This window comes from Moorena sp. SIO4E2 (genome assembly GCF_010671945.1).
GTDB classification, from domain to species: Bacteria; Cyanobacteriota; Cyanobacteriia; order Cyanobacteriales; family Coleofasciculaceae; genus Moorena; species Moorena producens.
On sequence record NZ_JAAHIE010000078.1, the window covers coordinates 1 to 21775 of the forward strand.

The 21775-nt window shown below is 45.0% G+C and carries 14 protein-coding genes, 13 tRNA genes and 2 pseudogenes; 13 read left to right on the forward strand and 16 right to left on the reverse strand.

Annotated elements, in window-relative coordinates; translation table 11 throughout:
• A pseudogene (locus F6K37_RS11420) lies at positions 1 to 132 on the forward strand (RNA-guided endonuclease InsQ/TnpB family protein); the annotation flags it as partial.
• 13 nt (positions 133 to 145) lie between these two features.
• Positions 146 to 589 (forward strand): annotated as a pseudogene (locus F6K37_RS11425) (RNA-guided endonuclease InsQ/TnpB family protein); the annotation flags it as partial.
• A gap of 191 nt (positions 590 to 780) precedes the next feature.
• Here the strand turns inward: F6K37_RS11425 and F6K37_RS11430 are convergent.
• From F6K37_RS11430 to F6K37_RS11500, 15 genes are all read right to left on the reverse strand, one after another.
• Positions 781 to 854 (reverse strand) — tRNA-His (locus F6K37_RS11430).
• Between the two features lie 44 nt (positions 855 to 898).
• Entirely contained in the window at positions 899 to 1375 is a 477-nt protein-coding gene (gene ybiA, locus F6K37_RS11435) for a riboflavin biosynthesis intermediates N-glycosidase (protein WP_008188429.1), read from the reverse strand.
• A gap of 189 nt (positions 1376 to 1564) precedes the next feature.
• Positions 1565 to 1637, reverse strand: a tRNA-Thr gene (locus F6K37_RS11440).
• A gap of 54 nt (positions 1638 to 1691) precedes the next feature.
• Positions 1692 to 2327 (reverse strand): hypothetical protein, encoded by a 636-nt coding sequence (locus tag F6K37_RS11445; RefSeq protein ID WP_287250241.1) that lies wholly within the window; start codon positions 2325 to 2327, stop codon positions 1692 to 1694.
• Between the two features lie 366 nt (positions 2328 to 2693).
• Positions 2694 to 2770 (reverse strand) — tRNA-Met (locus F6K37_RS11450).
• 2 nt (positions 2771 to 2772) lie between these two features.
• Positions 2773 to 2846, reverse strand: a tRNA-Leu gene (locus F6K37_RS11455).
• A gap of 4 nt (positions 2847 to 2850) precedes the next feature.
• Positions 2851 to 2924 (reverse strand) — tRNA-Pro (locus F6K37_RS11460).
• A 4-nt stretch (positions 2925 to 2928) separates the two neighbouring features.
• A tRNA-Leu gene (locus F6K37_RS11465) sits at positions 2929 to 3002 on the reverse strand.
• Positions 3003 to 3192: 190 nt separating this feature from the next.
• A tRNA-Gln gene (locus F6K37_RS11470) sits at positions 3193 to 3265 on the reverse strand.
• A 28-nt stretch (positions 3266 to 3293) separates the two neighbouring features.
• Positions 3294 to 3367: transfer RNA gene (locus F6K37_RS11475), tRNA-Phe, on the reverse strand.
• Positions 3368 to 3398: 31 nt separating this feature from the next.
• Positions 3399 to 3471: transfer RNA gene (locus tag F6K37_RS11480), tRNA-Asn, on the reverse strand.
• Positions 3472 to 3475: 4 nt separating this feature from the next.
• Positions 3476 to 3550, reverse strand: a tRNA-Glu gene (locus F6K37_RS11485).
• A 4-nt stretch (positions 3551 to 3554) separates the two neighbouring features.
• Positions 3555 to 3625, reverse strand: a tRNA-Trp gene (locus F6K37_RS11490).
• Positions 3626 to 3629: 4 nt separating this feature from the next.
• Positions 3630 to 3704: transfer RNA gene (locus F6K37_RS11495), tRNA-Met, on the reverse strand.
• Positions 3705 to 3875: 171 nt separating this feature from the next.
• A tRNA-Asp gene (locus F6K37_RS11500) sits at positions 3876 to 3949 on the reverse strand.
• Positions 3950 to 4524: 575 nt separating this feature from the next.
• On the opposite strand from F6K37_RS11500, the gene F6K37_RS11505 reads away from it, so the two are divergent.
• The 8 genes from F6K37_RS11505 to F6K37_RS11540 all read left to right on the forward strand — a co-directional run bounded on the left by F6K37_RS11505 (position 4525) and on the right by F6K37_RS11540 (position 17789).
• Positions 4525 to 5268 (forward strand): urease accessory protein UreF, encoded by a 744-nt coding sequence (locus F6K37_RS11505; protein WP_008188423.1) that lies wholly within the window; start codon positions 4525 to 4527, stop codon positions 5266 to 5268.
• Positions 5269 to 5546: 278 nt separating this feature from the next.
• The gene (locus F6K37_RS11510) at positions 5547 to 5672 is read left to right on the forward strand and encodes a hypothetical protein (protein ID WP_267872098.1); all 126 of its coding nucleotides are present in this window, start codon (positions 5547 to 5549) and stop codon (positions 5670 to 5672) included.
• Positions 5673 to 5960: 288 nt separating this feature from the next.
• Positions 5961 to 7214: a response regulator gene (locus tag F6K37_RS11515; RefSeq protein WP_008188422.1), complete on the forward strand. Its 1254-nt coding sequence runs from the start codon at positions 5961 to 5963 to the stop codon at positions 7212 to 7214.
• A 236-nt stretch (positions 7215 to 7450) separates the two neighbouring features.
• Positions 7451 to 7822: a response regulator transcription factor gene (locus F6K37_RS11520; RefSeq protein ID WP_008188420.1), complete on the forward strand. Its 372-nt coding sequence runs from the start codon at positions 7451 to 7453 to the stop codon at positions 7820 to 7822.
• Between the two features lie 31 nt (positions 7823 to 7853).
• A complete protein-coding gene (locus tag F6K37_RS11525; RefSeq protein WP_008188418.1) occupies positions 7854 to 8414 on the forward strand; it encodes a chemotaxis protein CheW in 561 nt (186 codons plus the stop codon).
• Complete coding sequence (locus F6K37_RS11530; RefSeq protein ID WP_229414716.1) at positions 8369 to 13762, forward strand: GAF domain-containing protein; 5394 nt, start codon at positions 8369 to 8371, stop codon at positions 13760 to 13762. The genes F6K37_RS11525 and F6K37_RS11530 overlap by 46 nt, the downstream gene beginning before the upstream one ends.
• 249 nt (positions 13763 to 14011) lie before the next feature.
• The gene (locus F6K37_RS11535; RefSeq protein ID WP_287250249.1) at positions 14012 to 14161 is read left to right on the forward strand and encodes a hypothetical protein; all 150 of its coding nucleotides are present in this window, start codon (positions 14012 to 14014) and stop codon (positions 14159 to 14161) included.
• Positions 14162 to 14201: 40 nt separating this feature from the next.
• Entirely contained in the window at positions 14202 to 17789 is a 3588-nt protein-coding gene (locus tag F6K37_RS11540) for a hybrid sensor histidine kinase/response regulator (RefSeq protein WP_008188414.1), read from the forward strand.
• Between the two features lie 192 nt (positions 17790 to 17981).
• On the opposite strand, the gene F6K37_RS11545 is transcribed toward F6K37_RS11540, so the two are convergent.
• Positions 17982 to 18155 (reverse strand): hypothetical protein, encoded by a 174-nt coding sequence (locus F6K37_RS11545; RefSeq protein WP_154659919.1) that lies wholly within the window; start codon positions 18153 to 18155, stop codon positions 17982 to 17984.
• 228 nt (positions 18156 to 18383) lie between these two features.
• Between F6K37_RS11545 and F6K37_RS11550 the strand changes: the two genes are divergently transcribed.
• From F6K37_RS11550 to F6K37_RS11560, 3 genes are all read left to right on the forward strand, one after another.
• Positions 18384 to 18842, forward strand: a complete 459-nt coding sequence (locus tag F6K37_RS11550) for a chemotaxis protein CheW (protein WP_008188412.1) — start codon at positions 18384 to 18386, stop codon at positions 18840 to 18842.
• 195 nt (positions 18843 to 19037) lie between these two features.
• A complete protein-coding gene (gene ureG / locus F6K37_RS11555) occupies positions 19038 to 19634 on the forward strand; it encodes an urease accessory protein UreG (protein ID WP_008188409.1) in 597 nt (198 codons plus the stop codon).
• Between the two features lie 535 nt (positions 19635 to 20169).
• Positions 20170 to 21243: a heterocyst master regulator PatR gene (locus F6K37_RS11560; protein ID WP_008188405.1), complete on the forward strand. Its 1074-nt coding sequence runs from the start codon at positions 20170 to 20172 to the stop codon at positions 21241 to 21243.
• Positions 21244 to 21775: the final 532 nt, after the last annotated feature.

Here is a 21775-nt window from a genome sequence, read left to right on the forward strand (position 1 = left end):
AAAATAAGTAGGCAGCGTGAAGAACATGCCAAGAGACTGGTTAGAAGTTACCGCAAGAAGAGTGCAGCCTTTATAGTTGGTAGGCTATGCATCAAAGGTGGCAGGTTTTGTTGTAAGGCTGCACTCTTCTAAGGTTTCGTCTCCGGCGCGTTGCGTGGTTCGATCTAACGATTTGGTCGCTTACGAAGATTTGAGGGTTAAAAATTTGGTTAAAAACCACTGCTTGGCTAAGTCTATTAATGATGCAGGTTGGTATCAATTTAGGAAATGGTTGGAGCATTTTGGAACCAAGTTTGGTAGGATCACTGTTGCAGTAAACCCCGCCTACACCAGCCAAAACTGCTCTGACTGCGGTGAAGTGGTCAAAAAGTCTCTGTCAACTAGAACCCATGTTTGCAAGTGTGGTTGCCAGTTAGACAGAGACCACAATGCCGCAATAAATATACTCCAAAAAGCCTTGGGTACGGTAGGGCATACCGGAACCTGGATCCTGGATCCGAACACTTTGGGAGATCTGTCCTCTACTCTTCCTGGTTCCGACCTGGTTGAGCAAGACGGTTCTGTGAACAAAGAATCCCCGCGTCTTTAGACCGGGGAGTGTCAACAGCACAGTGCCTCGCTTTTCGGCTTCTGGTGGCTAGAGGAAGATGGAGGAATCGAACCCCTACAACATCGCTGCCGTACCACGGTTTTCAAGACCGATTGCCGTCCACTCGGCGGCATCTTCCTTAAGGTGCGCTTTCCGTTGGCGAATTAAATTCGCCACGGGTCGCACCTAAGGGTGTCTGACGGGACTTGAACCCGTTATGACTGGTTCCACAAACCAGCGCCGCGACCACTTTGGCTTCAGACACCAAGTTGTTTAAAACAATACAAAGTTCTAATTATTTAGTGCTAATTATTTAGGATTGCTATCGTTAGCATCAAGTTCCTTGTCACGCAATATTGCCCTGACTGTCATTAAAATCTCTCCTAGTTTGTTTTTCCCACTACCATCAGCACCACAACCCCAGTAATAATCTATGGGTGAATTCTCAACAATTAGCTGATCACCTGTAGCAAGTAGTAACTGGCGAAGATCACCATGGGTTTCAAATTTTTGTAACACTCCTCGCTGCATAATCTCATCTTTGACTTTTTCCCAATCATCACGAAGAGGATGAGAGCGATTGCGTCCCATTTTTGCTGCTTCCTTTGGTGTTTTTGCCTCACGTATTTTGTCATACCAAGAGGAATCAGTAGTCACAAATTTTTGGGCTTGGAAGAAATGCTCACTAGTCGCCCACCACAATTCATCTAGCTCAAAGCCATGTCGGGAGAAGTTGGAAAAACAACCATAGGGTTTTTGGCGAGTACCGTAAAAATAGATTGTCATAATTGTTGCTGAATAATGAGAATGCTGACCACTCAGCCAGGTGGAAACCTCAAGGTTTTATGGAACCTAAAACCATAGTCCCTGGATTTTATCGATGGTTGACTTTTATGGTTTGAAGGTTGATAAGCTAAGGTTTGATGATTGAGGTTTAAGGGTTAACCGTTAACCTTTGACCTTTAAATTTAGCTTAAGATGGAGTCGGATTTGAACCAACAATCAATGATTACAAATCATATGCTCTACCAATTTGAGCTATCCATCTTACTTAAAAACCATAAATTTAGAGATTTTCGAGTGACCAGCACGCATCACCATTTTAATCAGGAATTTCGATCATTGTCCTAGCATTGCTGATCGAGAGTACTCGATCAACTGTTGACTTGAACTGTTCAATAAAGGTTTGTCGTCTTTCAAGTTCTTCAGCCAGGTTAGTAGGATCCAGTAGTTCAACCCCTTCTCTAGCTAGAAAGCTATCTGACAAGGATTGATACTTCTGTGAACCAACGGATGCATTCTGTCCTAGCACTTCCAGAGCTAGTTTATCAAGTCTGTCTTTGACTCGTGCTTGTGCCGTCTTATAGTGATTCAGGGTTTTAGTATATGCTGACTGCATAGTACCGATAACTGCTTCATAATACATGATAAACATCTTCATCTCAATGGCTTCTGCCACAGTCATCTCTTGGTCAGCAACCGTAACCATTGTAGAAGCATTGGATAAGACAATTACTCTCTTGATCGTCCGCCTTCTGGCAATCAAGGCATCCACTTTTTGCAAAGCTGCTTTAGCTTTTATCTCATAATCTTCTCGTGATTTGAAGCCTGTTGGCACTTGACCGACTTCAACCACATAAATTAAGGTGTTGTTGTCCAAAGCTGCTCTGGCTGAGTCAATGCGCTTTTGCAGCAAGGTCAACTCTGCTAGAGCATCTGTGACAGTCATAGTTGTCATTTTACCCTCCTTATCTCTTCATTTGTATCTCCTAGCTCATCACTTGTCAACCATGGTGTTAGTGTCAGCATTCAGCTCTCAGCTGTCAGCCGTCAGATTAAAATAAACTTCGTTCGCGTACCGTGCGCATCCCACAAACGGTAGAATTGAATAGTTCGACATTAATGACAATTGAAAGTCTGGTAAAAAGCCCATTAAGCATCCCGCATAAGCTGATAGCTGATAGCTGATAGCTTACGTTATTTGTTATTTGTTATTTGTTACTTTATAGTTTGTTACTTTATAGTTTTTACTTGACAAACCCCTTTCAATAACTTTCAATAATAAGTATTCAACCAGAGATGATATTACATCATGGCTGCAAATTGGTGGCAGGGGTGAGAATTGCACTCACTGATTTCCAGGGTATGAACCTGGCGAGCCTACTCTTGCTCCATCCCTGCGATACCCCTGGCAGGATTTGAACCTGCAAGACACTCGTTCTGGGGGAGTGATGTCTACCAATTGCATCACAGGGGTAAAGTCGGGGTGACAGGATTTGAACCTGCGACATCTTGCTCCCAAAGCAAGCGCGCTACCAAACTGCGCTACACCCCGTTAGTACTCCTGGTGGGAGTCGAACCCACAACTGACCGTTTTTAAAACGGTCGCCTCTGCCAATTGGGCTACAGGAGCATATTTGATACCAAGTTGCTATCAAAATTGATTTGGTTTGAAGGTTGAACGCGATCGCGTGGCCTTAAGGCCTACGGTTGTTTGGTTGTTCGCCTTTGGCGTCCGAAGTAGGGTAGGTTGTTTGGTTAAAGCTTACAACCGGTTAACCTTCAACCGGTTAACCTTCAACTGCTTAACCTTCAACAATAGAATGCCGGAGTTGGACTCGAACCAACCTCTCCGTGATTCAGAGTCACGGCGACTTGCCAATCGTCCATCCGGCATTGAGCACTTGCAATAGCAAGTGACAGCCCCCCAAGGTCGGCATCGAACCGACGACCTCTCGCTTTTCAGGCGAGCGCTCTACCCAACTGAGCTACCGGGGGATACAAAGGAGAAAGATCAAACCCCTCCTGACTGCCCTGGCAGGGATCGAACCCGCGACCATCGAGTTAACAGCTCGCTGCTCTTCCAACTGAGCTACAGGGCATTCATCGTGCCGACGGGGATCGAACCCGCAATCACCTGCTTGAAAGGCAAGCGGCTTAACCAAATTTGCCTACGGCACGGGAGCGCGGAGACTGAGATTTGAACTCAGATCAACGGTTTTGGAGACCGTCATGTTGCCAGTTACACCATCTCCGTATGTGGTAGCAGCGGCGGGACTTGAACCCGCACCCACCTGGTTATGAGCCAGACGCTCTACCTTTGAGCTACGCTGCTTGGAGTCACTGCTTGGAGTCACTGATTGGAGCAGGATTTGCACCTCCAACCGATAAAAGCGACTGCAAAGAGCGATGCAGAGGTGCGACCCGTGGCGAATTTAATTCGCCTACGGAAAACGCACCATTACGGTCTTGGGGGTTTCCCCCATGAGCGACTGCATCAAGACAGCGAGGCTGACGGGAATCGAACCCGCGACTTCCTGTTCGACAGACAGGCGCTCTGACCGTCTGAGCTACAGCCCCAGGACTTGAGCAGTTTATCCGTTGGAGTTTAGATCAATCTTTTAGATAAATCTTTGAGTTCACTCTGTGGGGAATCAACCCAAGGGTCTATCCCCACGTGATGAGCAAACACAGTTATATCCAAACATGAATCAAAAGGTATGTTACATATTTAGTTGTCAAGGTTCGGTGTAAGCTTTTGGATTCGAGCTTTTTGACTCTTTCCTCTGCGCTCTGTTTATATACTACATAAATACTACAAGCGGTGTCAAGGGTTTGGGCAAACTTTTTTTGGAAATTTTGAGGAGTTATGTGGATAGTCCCCAAAAACCATACATGTAGTGTTTTGAGATAAAAATACACACTATATATATATTTAGGGGGGTAACTCCTCATTGCTAGAGGGGCAAGGGATGGTTTAACCGATGTAATGGATGACAGGATCGAGCAGGTCTCGATCAGGAGAAACATGTTACTCAGTTGTTACTGGTGCCTCTTCCCCCTCTTCGGTCTCTTCTTCAATCCTGAAGGAGGGTGGGATTGGGATTCGGTATGATGTACAGACAGTGCACTATGGCAATAAGCAACAAGCAAGAATGCATTTAGATCCCCTAGTCCCTAATTCTTTGTTGAATCTTTTGCAACTGGCTAGTCCCGTACTACCAGTAGGTGCTTACGGCTATTCTGAGGGTTTGGAAACTTTAGTTGATATTGGTGTGATTCACAACCAGGCTACTCTGCACCAGTGGCTAGAGCATCAACTGCGCTATGGAGCCATTCGATTAGAAGGTTATGTTATGGTCCGAGCTTACGAAAGTTATGGCAAAGGGGATTTAGAGGGTTTGAACTACTGGAATGCTTGGGTAAGTGCTGCTAAGGAAACTGCTGAATTGCGGACGCAAAGTTGGCAGATGGGTAACTCGTTGATGCGGTTACTGCTGGATTTGCACCCACCCAGTGAAACCATTGTGGAGAGAACTCATGTAACCTCTGAAGCAAATGTAATCTCTCTACACGATGTAGCATCAGCTGTGGGTCAACCCTGTAATTATGCGATCGCGTTTGGGATTGGGGCTGCTCACTGGCACATTGACATTACAGCCACAGTCTTAGGTTACTTACATAGCTGGGCATCTAATGTGATCGGTGCTGGGGTCAAAGTGATTCCCCTTGGTCAAACCGTTGGTCAACAGCTACTCCTAGCACTCAACCATAGACTTACTCTGACCACCGAAGATGTTTTAACTTTGGCGGATGAAAAATTAAGTAGTTGTGGCTGGGGATTAGCCCTGGCAAGTATGGCTCACGAAACTCAGTACACACGATTATTTCGCAGTTAATTCTTTTGAAAATAAATAATCCTTTTTTTAAAGACTTAATAAAGTTAGCTATATTTTGTTGCTGATGTTACTGAGAGATGCTAGATTTTCTAGTTAGCAAAGTATCCTACGACAATTAGCGTATCTTAAGACTTATATCATAGTTATGATTAAGCCAGAATAAATAAAGTTAAGTTTAATTAATTTTATTTAAAAAACAACCTTAATGAAGCTAAAATTTATCAAGGTCAGCTACTAATTTACCTTCATTTTGGCTAACCGAGTTTTGCTTATGGTTAGTGAAACTCGATAATGGTGCATCTCCACAACCTTGGCTTGACTTGTCTGCTAACATTACCAGTTTGGTGCATTCCTACAAAACCATGATTTACGGAAAACTGGGCGAAAAACCCGATATTTTGTAAACAATATACAAATATAGTGGCTGCGTAAGTTCTGAAAACTATACACAATATCAGGATTCACAATATTATAATTCACAATATTACCTATTAGGTATCTAGGTATCTAGGTATCTAGGTATCTAGGTATCTAGGTATCTAGGTATTAATTAAAACAGGAACTATTGACAACATCGGTGCTAATAGAGGCGCTATAAAACTATGATTATTACTTGTTAATTATTCATTTTTAATTGTTAGTTAATAGTTACTAATTACTAGTGGCATTGCTATATATCCATAGAGACACCAATGACGACTGACAAATTATTGACTACCGACAAACTGGCACAACAGATTCAAGCTTGCGCAAAGGCGCAATTGACTGGTCGGTTGAAGATTAAAGATCCCCACGGTCAGCAGTGGAGTCTTTCTTTCCACTTGGGTCGTTTGATTGGGGGTGCTAGTAAAATGCATCCGATTCGTCGTTGGTGTCGGCAGTTGTCTGTACACTGCCCAGAACTATCAGCATTTCCTGTGTGTCAGGGATCGTCGGTTCAGCCGGTGTATTGGGATTACCCATCTCTAGCAGAACTAGTCAGACAGGGGAAAGTACCGCTAAAACAGATGAGGTCGGTTGTTGTTGGCAACTGTACAGAAATAGTTTTCGATATCATCCAACGGCAGGAACAACTCCGCTGTGGTTCATCAGAGCAACTAACTTACAGGCAGATTCCTCAAGACACTATTGATTCAACCTCTGATTCAACGTCTGATTTAACCTTTGATTCAAAGTTGGTAGTAATTCGAGCTGATCAGATTTGGCAACAGGCAAGCCTTGCTTGGGAGCCTTGGCAACAGGCTGGTTTGGTAAATATTTCCCCTTCTTTGGCTCCGGTGATCTGGGATGCTGACAAATTGCGACAGCAGACCTCATTACTTGCCTACCACAATCTAACTACCTTGGTGGATGGCGATCGCACTTTGAGGGATTTAGCTCTCAAGTTGAAACAGAATCTTTTGGCTCTGGCCCAATCAATCATGCCCTACATCCGAGATCAGGTGATGGGTCTGATCGAGGTTGGGGACTGGCGCTGTGATACTCACTTTACTAAAGCCACTAACCCAATGCCAGAAAATGCTCGAAGGTTTGGAGGACCAGTAATGACATTACCAGCTAGTCCCTTGGTAGTTTATATCGAAGACAGCCACATCGATCGGCTGACCATGAGTCAAATTCTTGCCAATGCTGGCTATCGATTTATCAATGTTCAAGACCCCATCAAAGCCTTGCCGACCTTGCTAAAGTGCAAACCACAGCTGATCTTCTTGGATTTGGTCATGCCAGTTTTAAACGGGTATGAAGTCTGTGCACAAATTCGTCGGGTTTCGGTGTTTCAAGACACGCCAGTGATTATGGTCACCAGTAATGACGGAATTGTAGACCGAGTGCGGGCAAAGATGGTCGGTTCTACAGACTTTTTAGCAAAGCCTATTACTCGGTCAAAGGTATTGACAATTCTACAAAGGTATCTCGGGGTTAGTCGTAATATCCTGTCCGGTTGACTACTTACTTTAATACTTTAGCAAAGTGAACAGGGAGTAGGGAGTAGGGAACTTTCGATAAAAAATTATCACAATTAATTGAGTATACCTATTAAAGTACTAATTATTAATTTTTTTATTGTAAATTAAAAAAATTGCAAATCAGGGCAAATATATTATAATATAAATAATATTTACTAGTTATAATATATCAAAAAAAATTAACATACTCAATACTTTTATATTCAAAAAAAATTATGACTACAGTCCTTTTGGTTGAAGATAGCTTGACAGAAAATGAGATGCTAAGTGGTTACCTCAGAGAAGCTGGTCTCAAGGTAGTTAGTGTCACAAGTAGTGAGGATGCCCAGATCAAACTCCAGTCCCAGAAACCAGATGTGGTGATTGTTGATGTTATTTTGCCAGGACAAAGCGGGTTTGAACTGTGCCGGGAACTCAAGACTAATTCCAACACCCAAACCATCCCAGTGGTGATTTGCTCAACTAAAGGAACTGATGCCGACAAACTCTGGGGTTCGATGCTGGGAGCTGATGCCTATTTACCTAAACCGATAAACCAACAAGAACTAATACAAACAATCCAGCAATTGTTAGGCATTAGGTCTTAGGTATTAGGTCTTAGGTCTTAGGTATTAGATAATGTTGAACTCCCTTGACCCAGTGGTAACACAAACCAATCTTGACCTACTGAATTTAGATCCACTAACCCCAGAAACCCGAGTGCGGTTGCTGCGTTTTCCTCTTGGCTTTGAGGATAGTATTCTGTTGCCCCTAGAGCAGATTACAGAAATTATCAGGGTGAATCTGCCGGACGTTCTGCTGGTGCCGGAAATGCCCAGTTGCATTTTGGGAATTGGTAATTGGCGCTCAGAAATGCTCTGGTTGGTAGACCTAAACCAGCTGCTTGGCTATCCACCTTTGTCGGAGCAAGGGCAAGTTTCCCTATCTCCTGTGGCAATAGTGGTTCAGGTCAATGACCAGTCTGTGGGTTTGGTGGTGTCGCAAGTAAATGATATTGAGTTACATGAATTGGAGCAACTCCAGCCACCGGCTTCTGGCTTATTTCCTCCTAGGTTACTGCCTTTTGTCCTGGGGTACCTACCTGGGAATGGCGGTGCAGTCTTGGATGTCACGGCTATTACTCAGTGTCCCCTATGGCAGACACATCAAGCAGGGGAGTCTTGGGGAGGGGAGTCTTGAGGTTTTTCGACTTAGCCTCCTCCGAGATCTGGCAATTGATCAGGGCAATTATGACGAGTTTTGATCAACCAAATCAATCCCATCAAACCAATTATGACTGGTTGGCAAGCTCGTCACTAACTCTGCCCATTGAACAGTCGATTGGCAGGGTTACTACCGACTCGATTGCCTCTGAGATGCCATCATGGTCGGAAATTTTACCATTACCAGATGTTGAACAAACCGAAACTATAACTATGCCACAATTTGAGAAATTTGATCAATCTGAGGAAATACTCAGTTCTAAGTCCCAACTTAATCAATCATCGAGTAATGGCAATGGCAAGGGGACACCTACCGGGGTGAAGTTCCACCTAGCCGTGGATATTGAGCAACACTGCAAGGGTGAGCGGCAGTGGTTATTCCACCTGGCCACTCAGATGCGCAAAGCAGAAACTAGTGATGCCCTGTTGAGAACCACAGTGACTGAGGTTAGTCAGGGTTTACGGGTAGACCGAGCCTTGATTTTTCGCTTCCAGTCCGAGAATCGGGGTACAGTGCTAGTTGAGTCGATGGTGGGTGGCTATACTCCCAGTCAGGGGGAGTACCTACCAGTGATTGCTTTTGGGGCAGAGAATCCCTCAGCCTACGAGGAACAGGAAGTTGTAGCCCTTAATGATATTAATGACCGGGCTCTGAGTCCGTTTCAACTCCAACTGCTAGAACGATTCCAGGTCAAAGCCAGCTTAAGTCTACCGATTTTGATCGATGGGCAATTGTGGGGCTTACTGGTGGTGCAGCAATGTTCTGGTTCCCGGGAATGGCAGGAAGCTGACATTAGTCTGCTCTACCAAGTTGTTACTGAACTGAGGCTAAGTCTACAGCCAGTGGAATCTTTTACCCGACGGCGAGAGCAGGTGAAGCAGGAAAAGGTCTTGGCTCAAATCTTGGCCACAATTCCACCGTCTTCTGATCCCAATATTGCCCATGGCAACATTTGTCAAGAAGTGCGCCTATTTTTCAAGGCTGATCGGGTAGTGGTTTATCGCTTCAATCCTGACTGGAGTGGTGAATTTGTGGCTGAGTCGGTTGCAGAGGGTTGGGTGAGCCTGCTCCAAGACCAAAAGCAAAATCCTAACCTGACATCACCAGATCTATTGTCCTCTAAGCGCTGTACGGTCAAGCAAATCGGATCCGTTGCCAGCCCCAATACCGATACCTATTTAAAGCAGACACAAGGGGGCAGCTATTTCAAAAGTCAGCAGGTACAGCGAGTTGACGACATCTATGCCGCTGGTTTTTCACAGTGCTACATTGAAACCTTAGAAAAATACCAGACCAATGCTTATATTATAGCCCCAATCTTTGATGGTGAACACCTCTGGGGCTTATTTGCCGTTTACCAAAACTCTCGCCCTCGGCGCTGGCTTGATAGTGACGTGGTGCTGCTGTCACTACTCAGTGACCGTCTCAGTAGTATTCTCAAGCAATTGGACATGGCAGCCCAGCTACAGGAGAAATCGGAGCAACTGGATATTGCTGTTGAGGGGGAAAAAATAGCCAGTCGGTTGCTTGATAAGATACTTAAGAGTTCCGACTTGAACAATGTTTTCCAAACTGCTACTAAAGAAATCCGGCAGCAGCTGAAGTGCGATCGCGTGGCTGTGTATCGCTTCAATCCTGACTGGAGTGGTGAGTTTGTGGCTGAGGATGTGGCACACGGTTGGATACCGTTAGTTGAACCGAGTATTAAAAAAGTCTGGCGCGATACCTATTTGGAGGACACCGAAGGCGGTCGGTATCGCAATAATGAAACCTTAGCCGTTGATGACATTTACTTGGTTAATTACGATCAGTGTCACATTGACCTGTTAGAGCAATTTCAGGCTAAAGCTTATGTGATTGTACCGATTCTGCAAGGGAAAACCCTGTGGGGTTTACTCGCAGCTTACCAGAACAATGGCCCTCGTCACTGGCAGAAAATGGAGGTGGGTATACTAGCTCAGATGGGCCGACAATTTGGGGTTGGCCTCCAGCAAACGGAGTATCTTGAGCAACTGCGAGCAAAATCCAGCCAACTGCTATTGGCTGCAGACCTAGAAAAATCAGCAGTCAAAATAATCAACAAGATCCGGCAATCTCGGAAACTGGATACCATTTTCAAGACCACAACCATAGAAATCCGTAAGCTCCTGATGGCTGACCGGGTGGGTCTGTTTCGCTTTGACCCTGACTCCGATTTTAATGATGGAAAGTTGGTGTCGGAAGATGTGGTCAATGGCTACGATAGGATGCTGGGTAAGAAGATTCACGACCATTGCTTTAGTCAAAAGTATTCCCGCCACTATGTCGAAGGGCGAGTACACGCAGTTGCTGATATCTACAATGGGGACCTGAGCGATTGCTACATTGAGCTGCTGGCTCAGTTTCAAGTCCGGGCTAACCTGGTGGTGCCATTGCGTAAAGGAACTGAACTCTGGGGATTTTTATGCATTCACCAATGCAGTAAGCCCCGTCAATGGCAGGAGTATGAGATTGATTTTGCCAAGCAGATTGCCCTACACTTTGAAGTTGCCCTACAACAAACAGAGTACCTGGCCCAAGTAGAGGCAAAATCTACCCAGGTAGCTAAAATCGCACGGATGGAGCGAGCGGTAGTTGGAATCATCAACAAGATCCGTCAGTCTCGAAACCTGGATACCATTTTCAAGACAACCGCTATCGAAATTCGCAAGCTTCTTCAGGTTGACCGGGTGGGTGTATTTCGGTTTTACCCTAACTCTGGCTTTGATGATGGGGAATTGGTATCTGAGGATGTGGCATCAGGCTACGATGCCATGCTAGGAACCAAAGTTACCGACCACTGCTTTGGTGAACAGTATGCCCCTCACTATACCGAAGGACGTGTGCAAGCGGTTGCTGATGTCTACAATGCCGGACTGAGCGATTGCCATATTGAGCTGCTGGCTCAGTTCCAAGTCCGGGCTAATCTGGTTGTGCCCCTACTTCAAGGACCTGATTTGTGGGGATTGTTGTGCATTAACCAATGCAGTCAGCCCCGTCAATGGCAGGAGTATGAGATTGATTTTGCCAAGCAGATTGCCCTGCACTTTGGGGTAGCCCTACAGCAATTGAGCTACCTGAATCAAGTAGAAGCCAAATCCCACCAGCTTGGCCAAGCTGCTGTGCGGGAGCGAGTAGTAGCAAGCCTTAGCAACCATTTGTCCCAGTCTGTAGATGTTTACAGTGTCTTCCAGAGCATTACCAAAGAGTTGCGGCAAGTGTTGGGAGCTGACCGGGTAGTGATCTATCGCTTCAACTCCGACTGGAGTGGTGAGTTTGTGGCGGAATCCGTTGCCCCTGGCTGGCTTTCCCTAATCACTGAACAAGAAAGAGACGACCGCCTGAAGGTGGATACAACGGCTTCTGAGCGCTGCACAGTTACAGTCCTGAGTGTTAATTCTCTGTCTAATGTTGATACCTGCTTGCAAGAAACCCAGGGTGGGGACTTCGCCCGAGGTGACCGCTTCAAGCAGGTTGATGACATCTATGCCATTGGTTTCTCTCCTTGCTACATCAACACTCTGGAACAATACCAAGCCAGGGCATATCTGATTATGCCGATTTTCCAAGGTGAAAAGCTCTGGGGGCTGCTGGCGGCTTACCAAAATACGGGACCCCGTCAGTGGCAAGATACTGATGTCACCCTCATGCTCCAGATTAGTAATTCCCTGGGATTAGCCTTGCAGCGATCCCATTACCTAGATCAGTTGCGAGCCCAATCTAGCCAACTCACCAAAGCGGCTTTTATTGCTCAGGGGGTAACCAAAATAGTCGGTAAGCTATTCCAGTCTCGGGAGGTAACTAAAATCTATGGTATCACAACCCAAGAAGTCCGGCAGTTGCTCAAATGCGATCGCGTAGCCCTCTATCAATTCAATCCTGATTGGACTGGTGAGTTTGTGGCTGAGGCAGTTGCCACCGGTTGGTTACCATGGGTGGGAGCGGATATCCAAGCCTTCTGGCCCGATACTTATCTACAAGACACCCAGGGAGGTCGGTATCGCAATCGTGAAAGCGTGGCAGTTGATGACATTTACACCTTTGGTTATTCTGACGGTTACCTGGAAACCTTGGAGCAATATGAGGTTAAGGCTTATATGCTGGCACCAATTTTTCTAGAAGGAACCTTATGGGGTTTACTGGCTACCTACCAAAATACTGGTGCTCGTAACTGGCAAGAGTTTGAACTCAACGCCCTGGCTCAGATTGGGGTGCAAGTGGGGGCAGCCCTGCAACAGGCTGAGTATCTGGCACAAATCCAGAACCAGTCCCAGCAGCTGACCAATGCCGCACAACGGGAGAAAGCCGACAAAGAAGCGGTACAGCGGGAGGTAATGCAGTTGCTCTCAGCAGTGCGGCCAGCTCTAGAAGGAGACCTCACTGTCCGAGCTCCGGTAACCAACAATGAAGTAGGTACCATTGCTGATGCCTACAACAACACCTTACAAAGCCTGCGCCGGATCGTGACTCAAGTCCAGCAAGCCTCCAGGAAAGTTGCCCAAACGTCTGTTGACAGGGAATCCTCCATTGCTTTGCTCACAGCCCAAGCCCAGCAACAATTTATGGCTCTCGGTGAAGTCTTAGAGCACATCCAGACCATGGTTAATTCTACAGAAGCTGTAGGTCAGAGTGCTCAACAGGTAGAAGTGGCAGTCCAAACCGCTAACCAAACCCTCCAAGCAGGGGATGCCGCCATGAACCGTACCGTAGATGGAATTCTGGAAATCCGGGAGACAGTGGCAGAAACCAGCAAACGGCTCAAGCGCCTGAGCGAATCCTCCCAGAAGGTTTCGAGGGTAGTGAACCTGATTAGCAACTTTACTAATCAGACCCAATTGCTAGCGTTGAATGCAGCCATTGAAGCCACAAGAGCCGGTGAGTATGGACGGGGTTTTGTAGTTGTTGCCGATGAGGTGCGTTCTCTAGCCCGTCAGTCAGCCGAAGCCACCACTGAGATCGAGCAGTTGGTGCAGGAGATCCAGAAGAGTACTGCTGAGGTATCTACAGCCATGGATAAAGGTATTCAACAGGTTGCCCAAGGAACCGCAATGGTACAAGATACCCGTCTAACTCTCAATGCCATTGTTGAAGCCACCAGCCAAATCAGCCAGCTCGTAGACGGTATTACCCAAGCAACCCAGGTACAGACCGAAGAGTTCCAATCAGTGACCCAAACCATGACTGAGGTTGCAGGAATTGCCAACAAGACTTCTGAGGATGCCATAGAAATTTCTACCTCTTTCCAAGAACTCCTCGCCATGGCTCAGAATCTTCAAGCCAGTGCTGACCAGTTCAAGGTTGAGTAGTTATTTGCCTTGCTAAGATTAATTTTAGCAAGGCAAAAGGCAAAAGGCAAAAGGCAAAAGGCAAAAGGCAAAAATAGACTAGAATATATATTTTTGATTGGATTTTATGATGATAACTAACTTTTAAACAAAAACTTAGTTAATATTGGCAATTATTGTTTAAACAAAAACCAATTAAATAGAGGGTTTAATTAAAACACTAATCACTAATGATCCGAGCATTTTTTAGTCTAATCCGGTAGAGATATTTTGTTTTATACCGATTCCCGATTCCCGATTCCCGATTCCCGATTCCCGATTCCCGATTCCCGATTCCCGATTCCCGATTCCCGATTCCCGATTCCCGATTCCCGATTCCCGATTCCCGATTCCCGATTCCCGATTCCCTACTCCGATTAACCATTGACAAAAATACGTCACCCACTTGACAACTTCTCTAATGACTAATGACCCAAAAATTCGTGAGCAAAGCTATCGCTACTTTCTCCAGGAAGCACCGGAACTGCTGCAAGTCTTGGAAAACGATTTGCTGAGTTTGTCAGAACACTATAGCATCAATAAAGTCAACAACTTGATGCGCACTACCCATACCCTCAAAGGCGCAGCAGCTAGCATTGGCTTGGAAACAATTGCCACGGTAGCTCACTCCTTGGAGGATGTTTTTAAAGCTCTGTTTAACCCGGACTTGTCCATTAATCCAGAAATTGAAGCCTTACTGTTTCAAGCTTATGAGTGTCTCCGCCTACCTCTGACCGCTGAACTCACAGGGGGGCAAATCGATGACACCGAAATCAAGAATCGAACTGCTGCTGTTGTTGCCCAACTCCAAGAGAAGCTGGGGGACTGTTTTGGTCTCGAATCCTATCTGCCCACCTCAGTAGAATTGGGCTTCGACGTCACCCAGTCCATTTTTGAAGTGGGGGTTAGCCAAGGATTAGACTTAATCCAAGCTGCCCTAAATAGTGACAATCCCACTGAAATCAGCATCACAGTTCGCAACCAAGCAGACATTTTCTTGGGGTTAGGGCAATCTCTTAATTTACCAGGGTTTGCCGCTATTGCCAAAAATGCGATCGCAGCCCTAGACAACCATCCCGAACAGGTGGTAACTATTGCCAAGACGGCTTTGTGTGATTTCGTTGCAGCACAAGCAGCAGTGCTAGAAGGGGATAGGACTCAAGGTGGTCAACCTTCTATGGCTCTGCAACAACTAGCTGACCTGAGGTCTTCAATTCCAAATTCACAATTGATAATTCACAATCAATCTTCTGTCTTGGACAACGGAAAAGAACAAGACCTTAATCCGGTTGAGCCGGGAGTAAAACAAGAAGAAGGTATTGTTAATAATTCTTCCGTTACTCATCCAGAATCTAAAACAAGCAAACAGTCCCAGCTTGTGGAAATGATCTGGGGAGGGTCAACTACACTAGATGACCAAACCTCTGATCAAAGTAAAGAATTGCAGAGGTCGGAGCAAACAGAAATAGATGTCTTGGATGGAGAGATAGCCTCCCCTGAGCAAGAAGTTGGCACAGAAAAAAATTTTGTTTTGCACAACATGGGGATGATTGATGGAGATAATGAAAACAAAGAAGAAGCACAAGAGCCCGAAGTGATCACAGACGAGATCATCCCGCCCATAGGCAACACTATAAATTCTCCTCTAAACTCTTCCCATCTCGCCATAACTCCCTCCAACCAACATCCAAGCACGCCATCATCTAGGGATAAATCTGGTACTGTGCGGATAAATATTGAGCATCTAGAATACCTGAATTACACAATTGGGGAATTACTAACCAACCAAAACCGCCAGTTGCTTGAAAATGAACAACTGCTGGCGGCAGTGCGAGTACTCCAAGATCGTGTCCACCAACATCAGCAAGTGCTCGACCAACTGCAAGATTGGTACGACCGCCTGTTTATTTTGATGCAACAAAAGCAGATTAGGCAAAGGTTGCAGGTTAGCAAGTTTCAGGTTGAAGGTTTAAACAAAAACTTTGCTACCGACTCAAATCCTAGCTTTTCCTCCTACCCTTGGGCAGAAAAAACCTTGCAGGTTAGCAAGTTTCATGTTGAAGGTTTAAAGGAAAACTTTGCTACCAACCCCAATCCTACTGCCAACCTTGACCAAAAGGCCACGCTACGCTCTCAACCCACTAACCTTCAACCCACTAACCTTCAACCCACTAACCTTCAACCCACTAACCTTCAACCCACTAACCTTCAACCCACTAACCTTCAACCCACTAACCTTCAACCCACTAACCTTCTTGATACAGACTATTTCGATGACCTGGAACTAAAGCGTTATAGTACACCCGAGCTTCTGATTCAGTCAGTTCTAGAAGACGCTATACAATTAACAGAAGCTGCCTATGACATTGAGCTGTTCACCACCCAATCCAGTAAGACTCTCGAACAACAACGTCGGTTGTTAACCAACCATCGTGATGTCTTGATGGAGGCTCGGATGTTGCCTTTAGGGGAAATATTTAGTCGTTTCCCCCCTGTCCTCAAGCAGTTGTCAGCCTCCCACCATAAGCTGGTAGAGCTAAAAATCTCTGGTAATGATGTTTTAGTGGATAAAGTTGTTGCCCAGAAACTGTACGACCCCCTGCTGCATCTTGTGCGTAATGCTTTTGACCACGGCATTGAGACTCCTGCTCTACGGCAACAACAGGGCAAACCAGAAAACGGATTAATTGAAATCACTGCTTGCCATCGGGGCAGACATTTGGTGATTGAAGTCAAAGATGATGGGCCAGGGTTGAATTTTAAACGGATTCGCCAACTAGCCGTAGAACGTGAACTGATCGACCTCGAACAGAGTAATAGTCTCAGTGAGGCTCAGCTGAGGAATTTGTTGTTTGAACCAGGCTTTTCCACTGTCTCTGGGGTGAATAACCTCTCTGGACGAGGTGTTGGTCTTGATGTTGTCCTAAACCAGGTCAAAGCTCTGAGGGGTTCCGTCCAGGTTGATTCTTCTCCCGACCTTGGCACCAGATTTAGACTACAAATTCCCCTGAGTTTAACCATAGGTAAGTTACTCCTGTGCCAGGCTGGGAAGCAAGTTTATGGGTTGATCACTGATCAAGTCAAGCAAATTATTATTCCTCAGGAACACCAGCTCCGAAGTTGGGAAGATGGTAAAGTGCTTCACTTGGGTACCGGGAGTGATCAGCAACTGGTTAAAGTCTACCAACTTGGGCAAATCCTAGATTATTCCTCTCTGGCTTCTCCATTCTCAGTAACCCATCCCCATCAGCCTGTTGTTCCTAAACAGACGATTAGACCAATCATTCTGATCCATTACCAGGATCAGCTTGTCGGTCTGGAAGTAGAGCAACTGCTCGGAGACCAGGAGTTGGTGATTCGTCCTTTGGGGACAATGATTGTGCCACCCCCCTATGTCAATGGGGGCAGTATTCTAGCGGATGGTCGGTTAACACTGGTGCTGGATGGGACTGAATTGATCCAGTACCTATCTGACCAGCGGACCGATGGCAGTCAAAGGTTAAAGGTTAGCACATTGAAGGTTGAAAGCAAAAGCGATGACCAAGCCACCCAAGCAATGGAAACCCTTTCACGAAAGCAGCTTCCACCTTCATTGGTTGAACCGTTCTGGGTCAGACATAAGCCAAAGGTACTCCTGGTAGATGACTCGATCACCCTGCGCCAAACTCTAGCCATGACCTTGGGAAAGAATGGCTATCAAGTGTTTCAAGCCCAGGATGGTTATGAAGCCATTGAGCAACTACAGCATCAGAAAGATATACAGTTAGTGATCTGTGATATTGAGATGCCTCGCATGAATGGGTTTGAATTTCTCAAACACTGCCAGCAAGACCCGGCTTTGGTAGATATTCCTGTAGTCATCCTCACCTCCCGCAGTAACGATAAACACCGCTTGATTGCTGCACAGTTGGGGGCAAAGGCTTATATCACTAAGCCCTATTTGGAACACAAATTGTTGACAACAGTAACCGATGTTGTTGAGCCCATTTCACCCTCAATAACGGAGTAGGGAGTAGGGAGTAGGGAGTAGGGAGTAGGGGGAATAAAGACTATAGCAATTCTCATAGCTATGAGGTACACAATTTCGGGATTTTAGGTAATAGGTAATAGCTAATAGCTAATAGGTAATAGCTAATAGGTAATAGCTAATAGGTAATATAGCAGTCGCCAGGGCAGTTAGTACATGACAAAAGTCTCAAACCTAAGTAAGCGCAAGAGTTTGACTTCTGACTTCTGACTTCTGACTTCTGACTTCTGCTATAGCTAATAGGTAATAGCTAATAGGTAATAGGTAATAGCTAATAGGTAATAGTTCATGTAGGGTGGGCAGTGCATCAGACAGATAATGAAGCTTGCAAACCACGTTGGTAGGCACTGCCCACCCTACGATTAATGACAATGGTGCAAGATATCAGATAAACGCTATATACTGCCTAAGTATTATCAACAGTATATTCAACCCTATATCCTGGAATGATTTGGTAATTTTTAATTATTAATTTATCATTAATACGTATAATTTTTTAGCCTAACAAATTATCAAAAAAATAAAAGTTTCCCTTTTCCTAAATATTAATAGCTATAATAAGGTTAAATAAAGGCGATGTTAGACAATAATTCAAAGCCAGACAAATTCATGGTTTTTAAGATTGCTGACTATTCCCTATGTCTTGGGATTAGGGATGTCCTGAAAGTGGTAAATTTTACCACTGAAATCAGCCGGGAGATGAAAACCATGGGATTAGTTCAGCTAGGCAAGCATACGATTAAAGTTTGGGATTTACATCAGCAGTTGGGCGATGGTAGTTTACCTCACCGAAGCCCTAACCAAAGGTTCTTAGTAATTATTCGTCCTAGGGACTCCGAACTTTGGGGAATTTTTGTGGATGATCTGCCCAATTTGGTGGAGTTACCCCAAGACATGATGCGACCTATCCCGAAGTCTTACCGTCAGGCCAGTGTTCTGGAGATGATATCTCATGCAGCTGTTATATCAAACGAAGCATCTACTCAGAAAATTTTTCTTTTGGATTTACAGCAAGTCGGTGCCTTGACCCCTTAATCGTCAATAGTTATAGCGCTGCGCGCTTCATCCCTTAAATTTGCCAACACCATTACAGCCATTGCTATAATAAAAATCTAAAATTGCCAATTGCCAATTGTTAATTGTTAATTTATCATTAGCAATTAACAATTTTTTTATGGCTAATGACCATAAATAAACTACACTATTAAAATTAACTCTAAGTTAGTTAACATGAGTACTTTTCGTGTTGGGATTGCTGGTCCAGTTGGTTCAGGGAAAACTGCTCTATTAGATGCATTGTGTAAAGCGCTGCGAGACTCTTATCAAATCGCTGTGGTCACCAATGATATATATACTCAGGAAGATGCCCAGTTTTTAGTTAGGAGTCAGGCCCTAGAAAGCGATCGCATTCTGGGTGTGGAAACAGGGGGTTGTCCCCATACTGCCATTCGGGAAGATGCCTCAATGAACTTGGCAGCCATTGAACAGCTGGAAAATCGGTTTACTGATTTAGACTTGGTGTTCCTAGAAAGTGGAGGGGATAACCTAGCAGCAACCTTCAGTCCAGAACTAGTAGATTTCACTATTTACGTTATTGATGTGGCTGCTGGGGATAAGATTCCTCGTAAAGGAGGACCAGGAATCACCAAGTCTGACTTGCTGGTGATTAACAAAATTGATCTGGCACCTCAGGTGGGAGCAGATTTGGGGGTGATGGAACGGGATGCTAAAAAGATGCGAGGAGATAAACCCTTTGTGTTTGCGAATTTGAAAACTAAAGAGGGAATCTCTACGGTGATTGAGGTGATAAAACTTGACATGGGCTAGATTAAGTCGGTTGAGAAGGGAGTAATAAAAGTGTGGGAATCAAACCTAATCTGATCATGGGAGCATGGGTGGTGATGATAATGTTTTTTTTGTTTGTGTTATAGCATTTATCACTTAGTTGAAAAATGCTATATAATTAATTATTATTCCATAGTTTAGCAATTTTAATCTACTCAACTATAGGACTAAACCAGAAATAGTTATTGAAAAGTGCTGTAAGTTTTGCTTCCATGGCAAAAAATGTATCAAATTATACATAAACCTAGCAGAGCTGGTAGAGCCAACGTTATCCTGGTTGAATACCAAAAAGGCGATCGCACACCCTCGTCACCCCCATTCCTAGACAGATTCAATCACTGGGACCCCTTGCTTTCCAGGGTTTCCCTTTCCTGCTGAAAACAGGGAGTAAGCTCTTCTTCCTCAACAATATCCACAGCCTTAGTAAATTATCGGAAGTAAAACTCAACCAGTTAAGTCCATCTGATTGCTGTGATTTGATAGTCTAAAATATAATGGCTCCTTAATTACCAATCCAATGGAAGTTGTTGTCCCCTTTACCCCTCCTAGTCGTCCAACCGAGTTTTCGGCTCTGGGCTATCTGTTTGGGCGATTTGACCCAAACCCATCTCAAGAGCCTAATAGGTCAGTTAAAGGAACTCTTGTTCTCAAACAAGGAATCAGCTTCAGTGCCTATATGCACCAACCCTTGTGGAAGAAATTAAGTACCAACCCCTCTTTTGGTGAGAAAAAAGTCTATCTCTGGCGAGTATATTTCCGCATCACCAAGGCAGGAAAACTGGCTCAAATTCAAATCAAAAAATTTATTCCCCTAGAGGGGAAAACTACTCTACGTCATTCTCCCAGTGATGAAAGAGTCGATCAGTTTCGAGTTCGTGGTTTAATTCACGATGTCAAGCCAGAAGCAGTGGTGATGTATGTAGAACGCAATCACCTGCCTCCTAGAGGAAAAGCCAAAAGTTATCCATGGCAGCCTTTTTTGTTAAGTCTCCAGGGGTCTTTGCCACAACCAGCAGAAAAGGATGATTTCTGGGAATTATTTTGTAGACGAGTAGGAGAGCAACTCTACATAGAAGAAGCTCATCCAGTTAACGTAAATCTAGAAGACTCAAATTTCTATTCCCATTACTCCGAAGAAAAAACTGACTATCAACCTCAACCAAGCCCTAAAACTAAACCCAATGAAGTTATCATGATTCAAGGAAGAAAACCCGAAATCACCATCAAGTTTACCGAAAGACCCAATTTACCGGAGCAAGGCAAGAAAGTTACCTTACTCCTGACTGGGGACAATGGCATAACCGTTCAGGCAGAACTCAATCGCAAGACCCTTAAAAAGCAAGTAGAAAAGATGGATAGCTTTGCTGATTGGGTAGCCGCTTTGAGTGGAAAGATTGCCAGGGTCTCTCCAGAAGGGGTAATTGAGTTAGAAGGTGCAGGAGTTAATGTATTTGAGAAAAAACCAAAAGTTAGCGAATCAACTGAGCCAAAAGAGTCTCAGAAGCCCTCTAGCAACCCAGAAACAATTAAGCAAGAACAATCACAACAACCTGCTCAAAAGCAGAAGAAAGTGTTTCGTCTGATTGATTAGGATAGGTGTTGGTTTTAGGGAGCAGGGAGTAGCCCACAGGGGTAGGTTTTTTACCTGAGGGTCAAACGGGTAGTGTGGGAGGTGTGGGACGTGTGGGGAGATCGGGAGATCGGGCGATGGGGAGATCGGGCGATGGGGAGATGGGGAGATGGGGAGATCGGGCGATGGGGAGATCGGGAGATGGGGAGATTAAATTGATGGGTAGCCGTAGTTTCCAGAATTGGGATCAGTAACACTAGTGTGACTTGCCACTTTTTTTTTGGGCGTTGCTGAATTAAGGAATGAATGCGCGATCATCTGGTGAAAGTTAAAGCCCCCCTAGCCCCCCAAGCGAGGGATTGCTCGCTTGGGGGGCTAGGGCGTGTTTTCAAAGTTTTCCGCAAGATATTAGATCCCCCCCAGCCCCAGGGCTGTTTCATTCCCAAAATTATTGCAAAAGTGCCAAAAGTGTGGGGATGTTGTTGCTAATTAATCTTTGAGCAATAGTCACAGATGAAAAACCGTTACTACGTAGGAGATTAATAACAATGCT

Coding starts and splice junctions, on each gene's coding strand:
- F6K37_RS11505 (WP_008188423.1), top strand. CDS start 4,525: ATGCATTTAGATCCCCTAGTCCCTAATTCTTTGTTGAATCTTTTGCAA.
- F6K37_RS11550 (WP_008188412.1), top strand. CDS start 18,384: ATGTTAGACAATAATTCAAAGCCAGACAAATTCATGGTTTTTAAGATT.
- F6K37_RS11520 (WP_008188420.1), top strand. CDS start 7,451: ATGACTACAGTCCTTTTGGTTGAAGATAGCTTGACAGAAAATGAGATG.
- ybiA (WP_008188429.1), bottom strand. CDS start 1,375: ATGACAATCTATTTTTACGGTACTCGCCAAAAACCCTATGGTTGTTTT.
- F6K37_RS11445 (WP_287250241.1), bottom strand. CDS start 2,327: ATGACAACTATGACTGTCACAGATGCTCTAGCAGAGTTGACCTTGCTG.
- F6K37_RS11525 (WP_008188418.1), top strand. CDS start 7,854: ATGTTGAACTCCCTTGACCCAGTGGTAACACAAACCAATCTTGACCTA.
- F6K37_RS11515 (WP_008188422.1), top strand. CDS start 5,961: ATGACGACTGACAAATTATTGACTACCGACAAACTGGCACAACAGATT.
- ureG (WP_008188409.1), top strand. CDS start 19,038: ATGAGTACTTTTCGTGTTGGGATTGCTGGTCCAGTTGGTTCAGGGAAA.
- F6K37_RS11540 (WP_008188414.1), top strand. CDS start 14,202: ATGACTAATGACCCAAAAATTCGTGAGCAAAGCTATCGCTACTTTCTC.
- F6K37_RS11530 (WP_229414716.1), top strand. CDS start 8,369: ATGGCAGACACATCAAGCAGGGGAGTCTTGGGGAGGGGAGTCTTGAGG.
- F6K37_RS11560 (WP_008188405.1), top strand. CDS start 20,170: ATGGAAGTTGTTGTCCCCTTTACCCCTCCTAGTCGTCCAACCGAGTTT.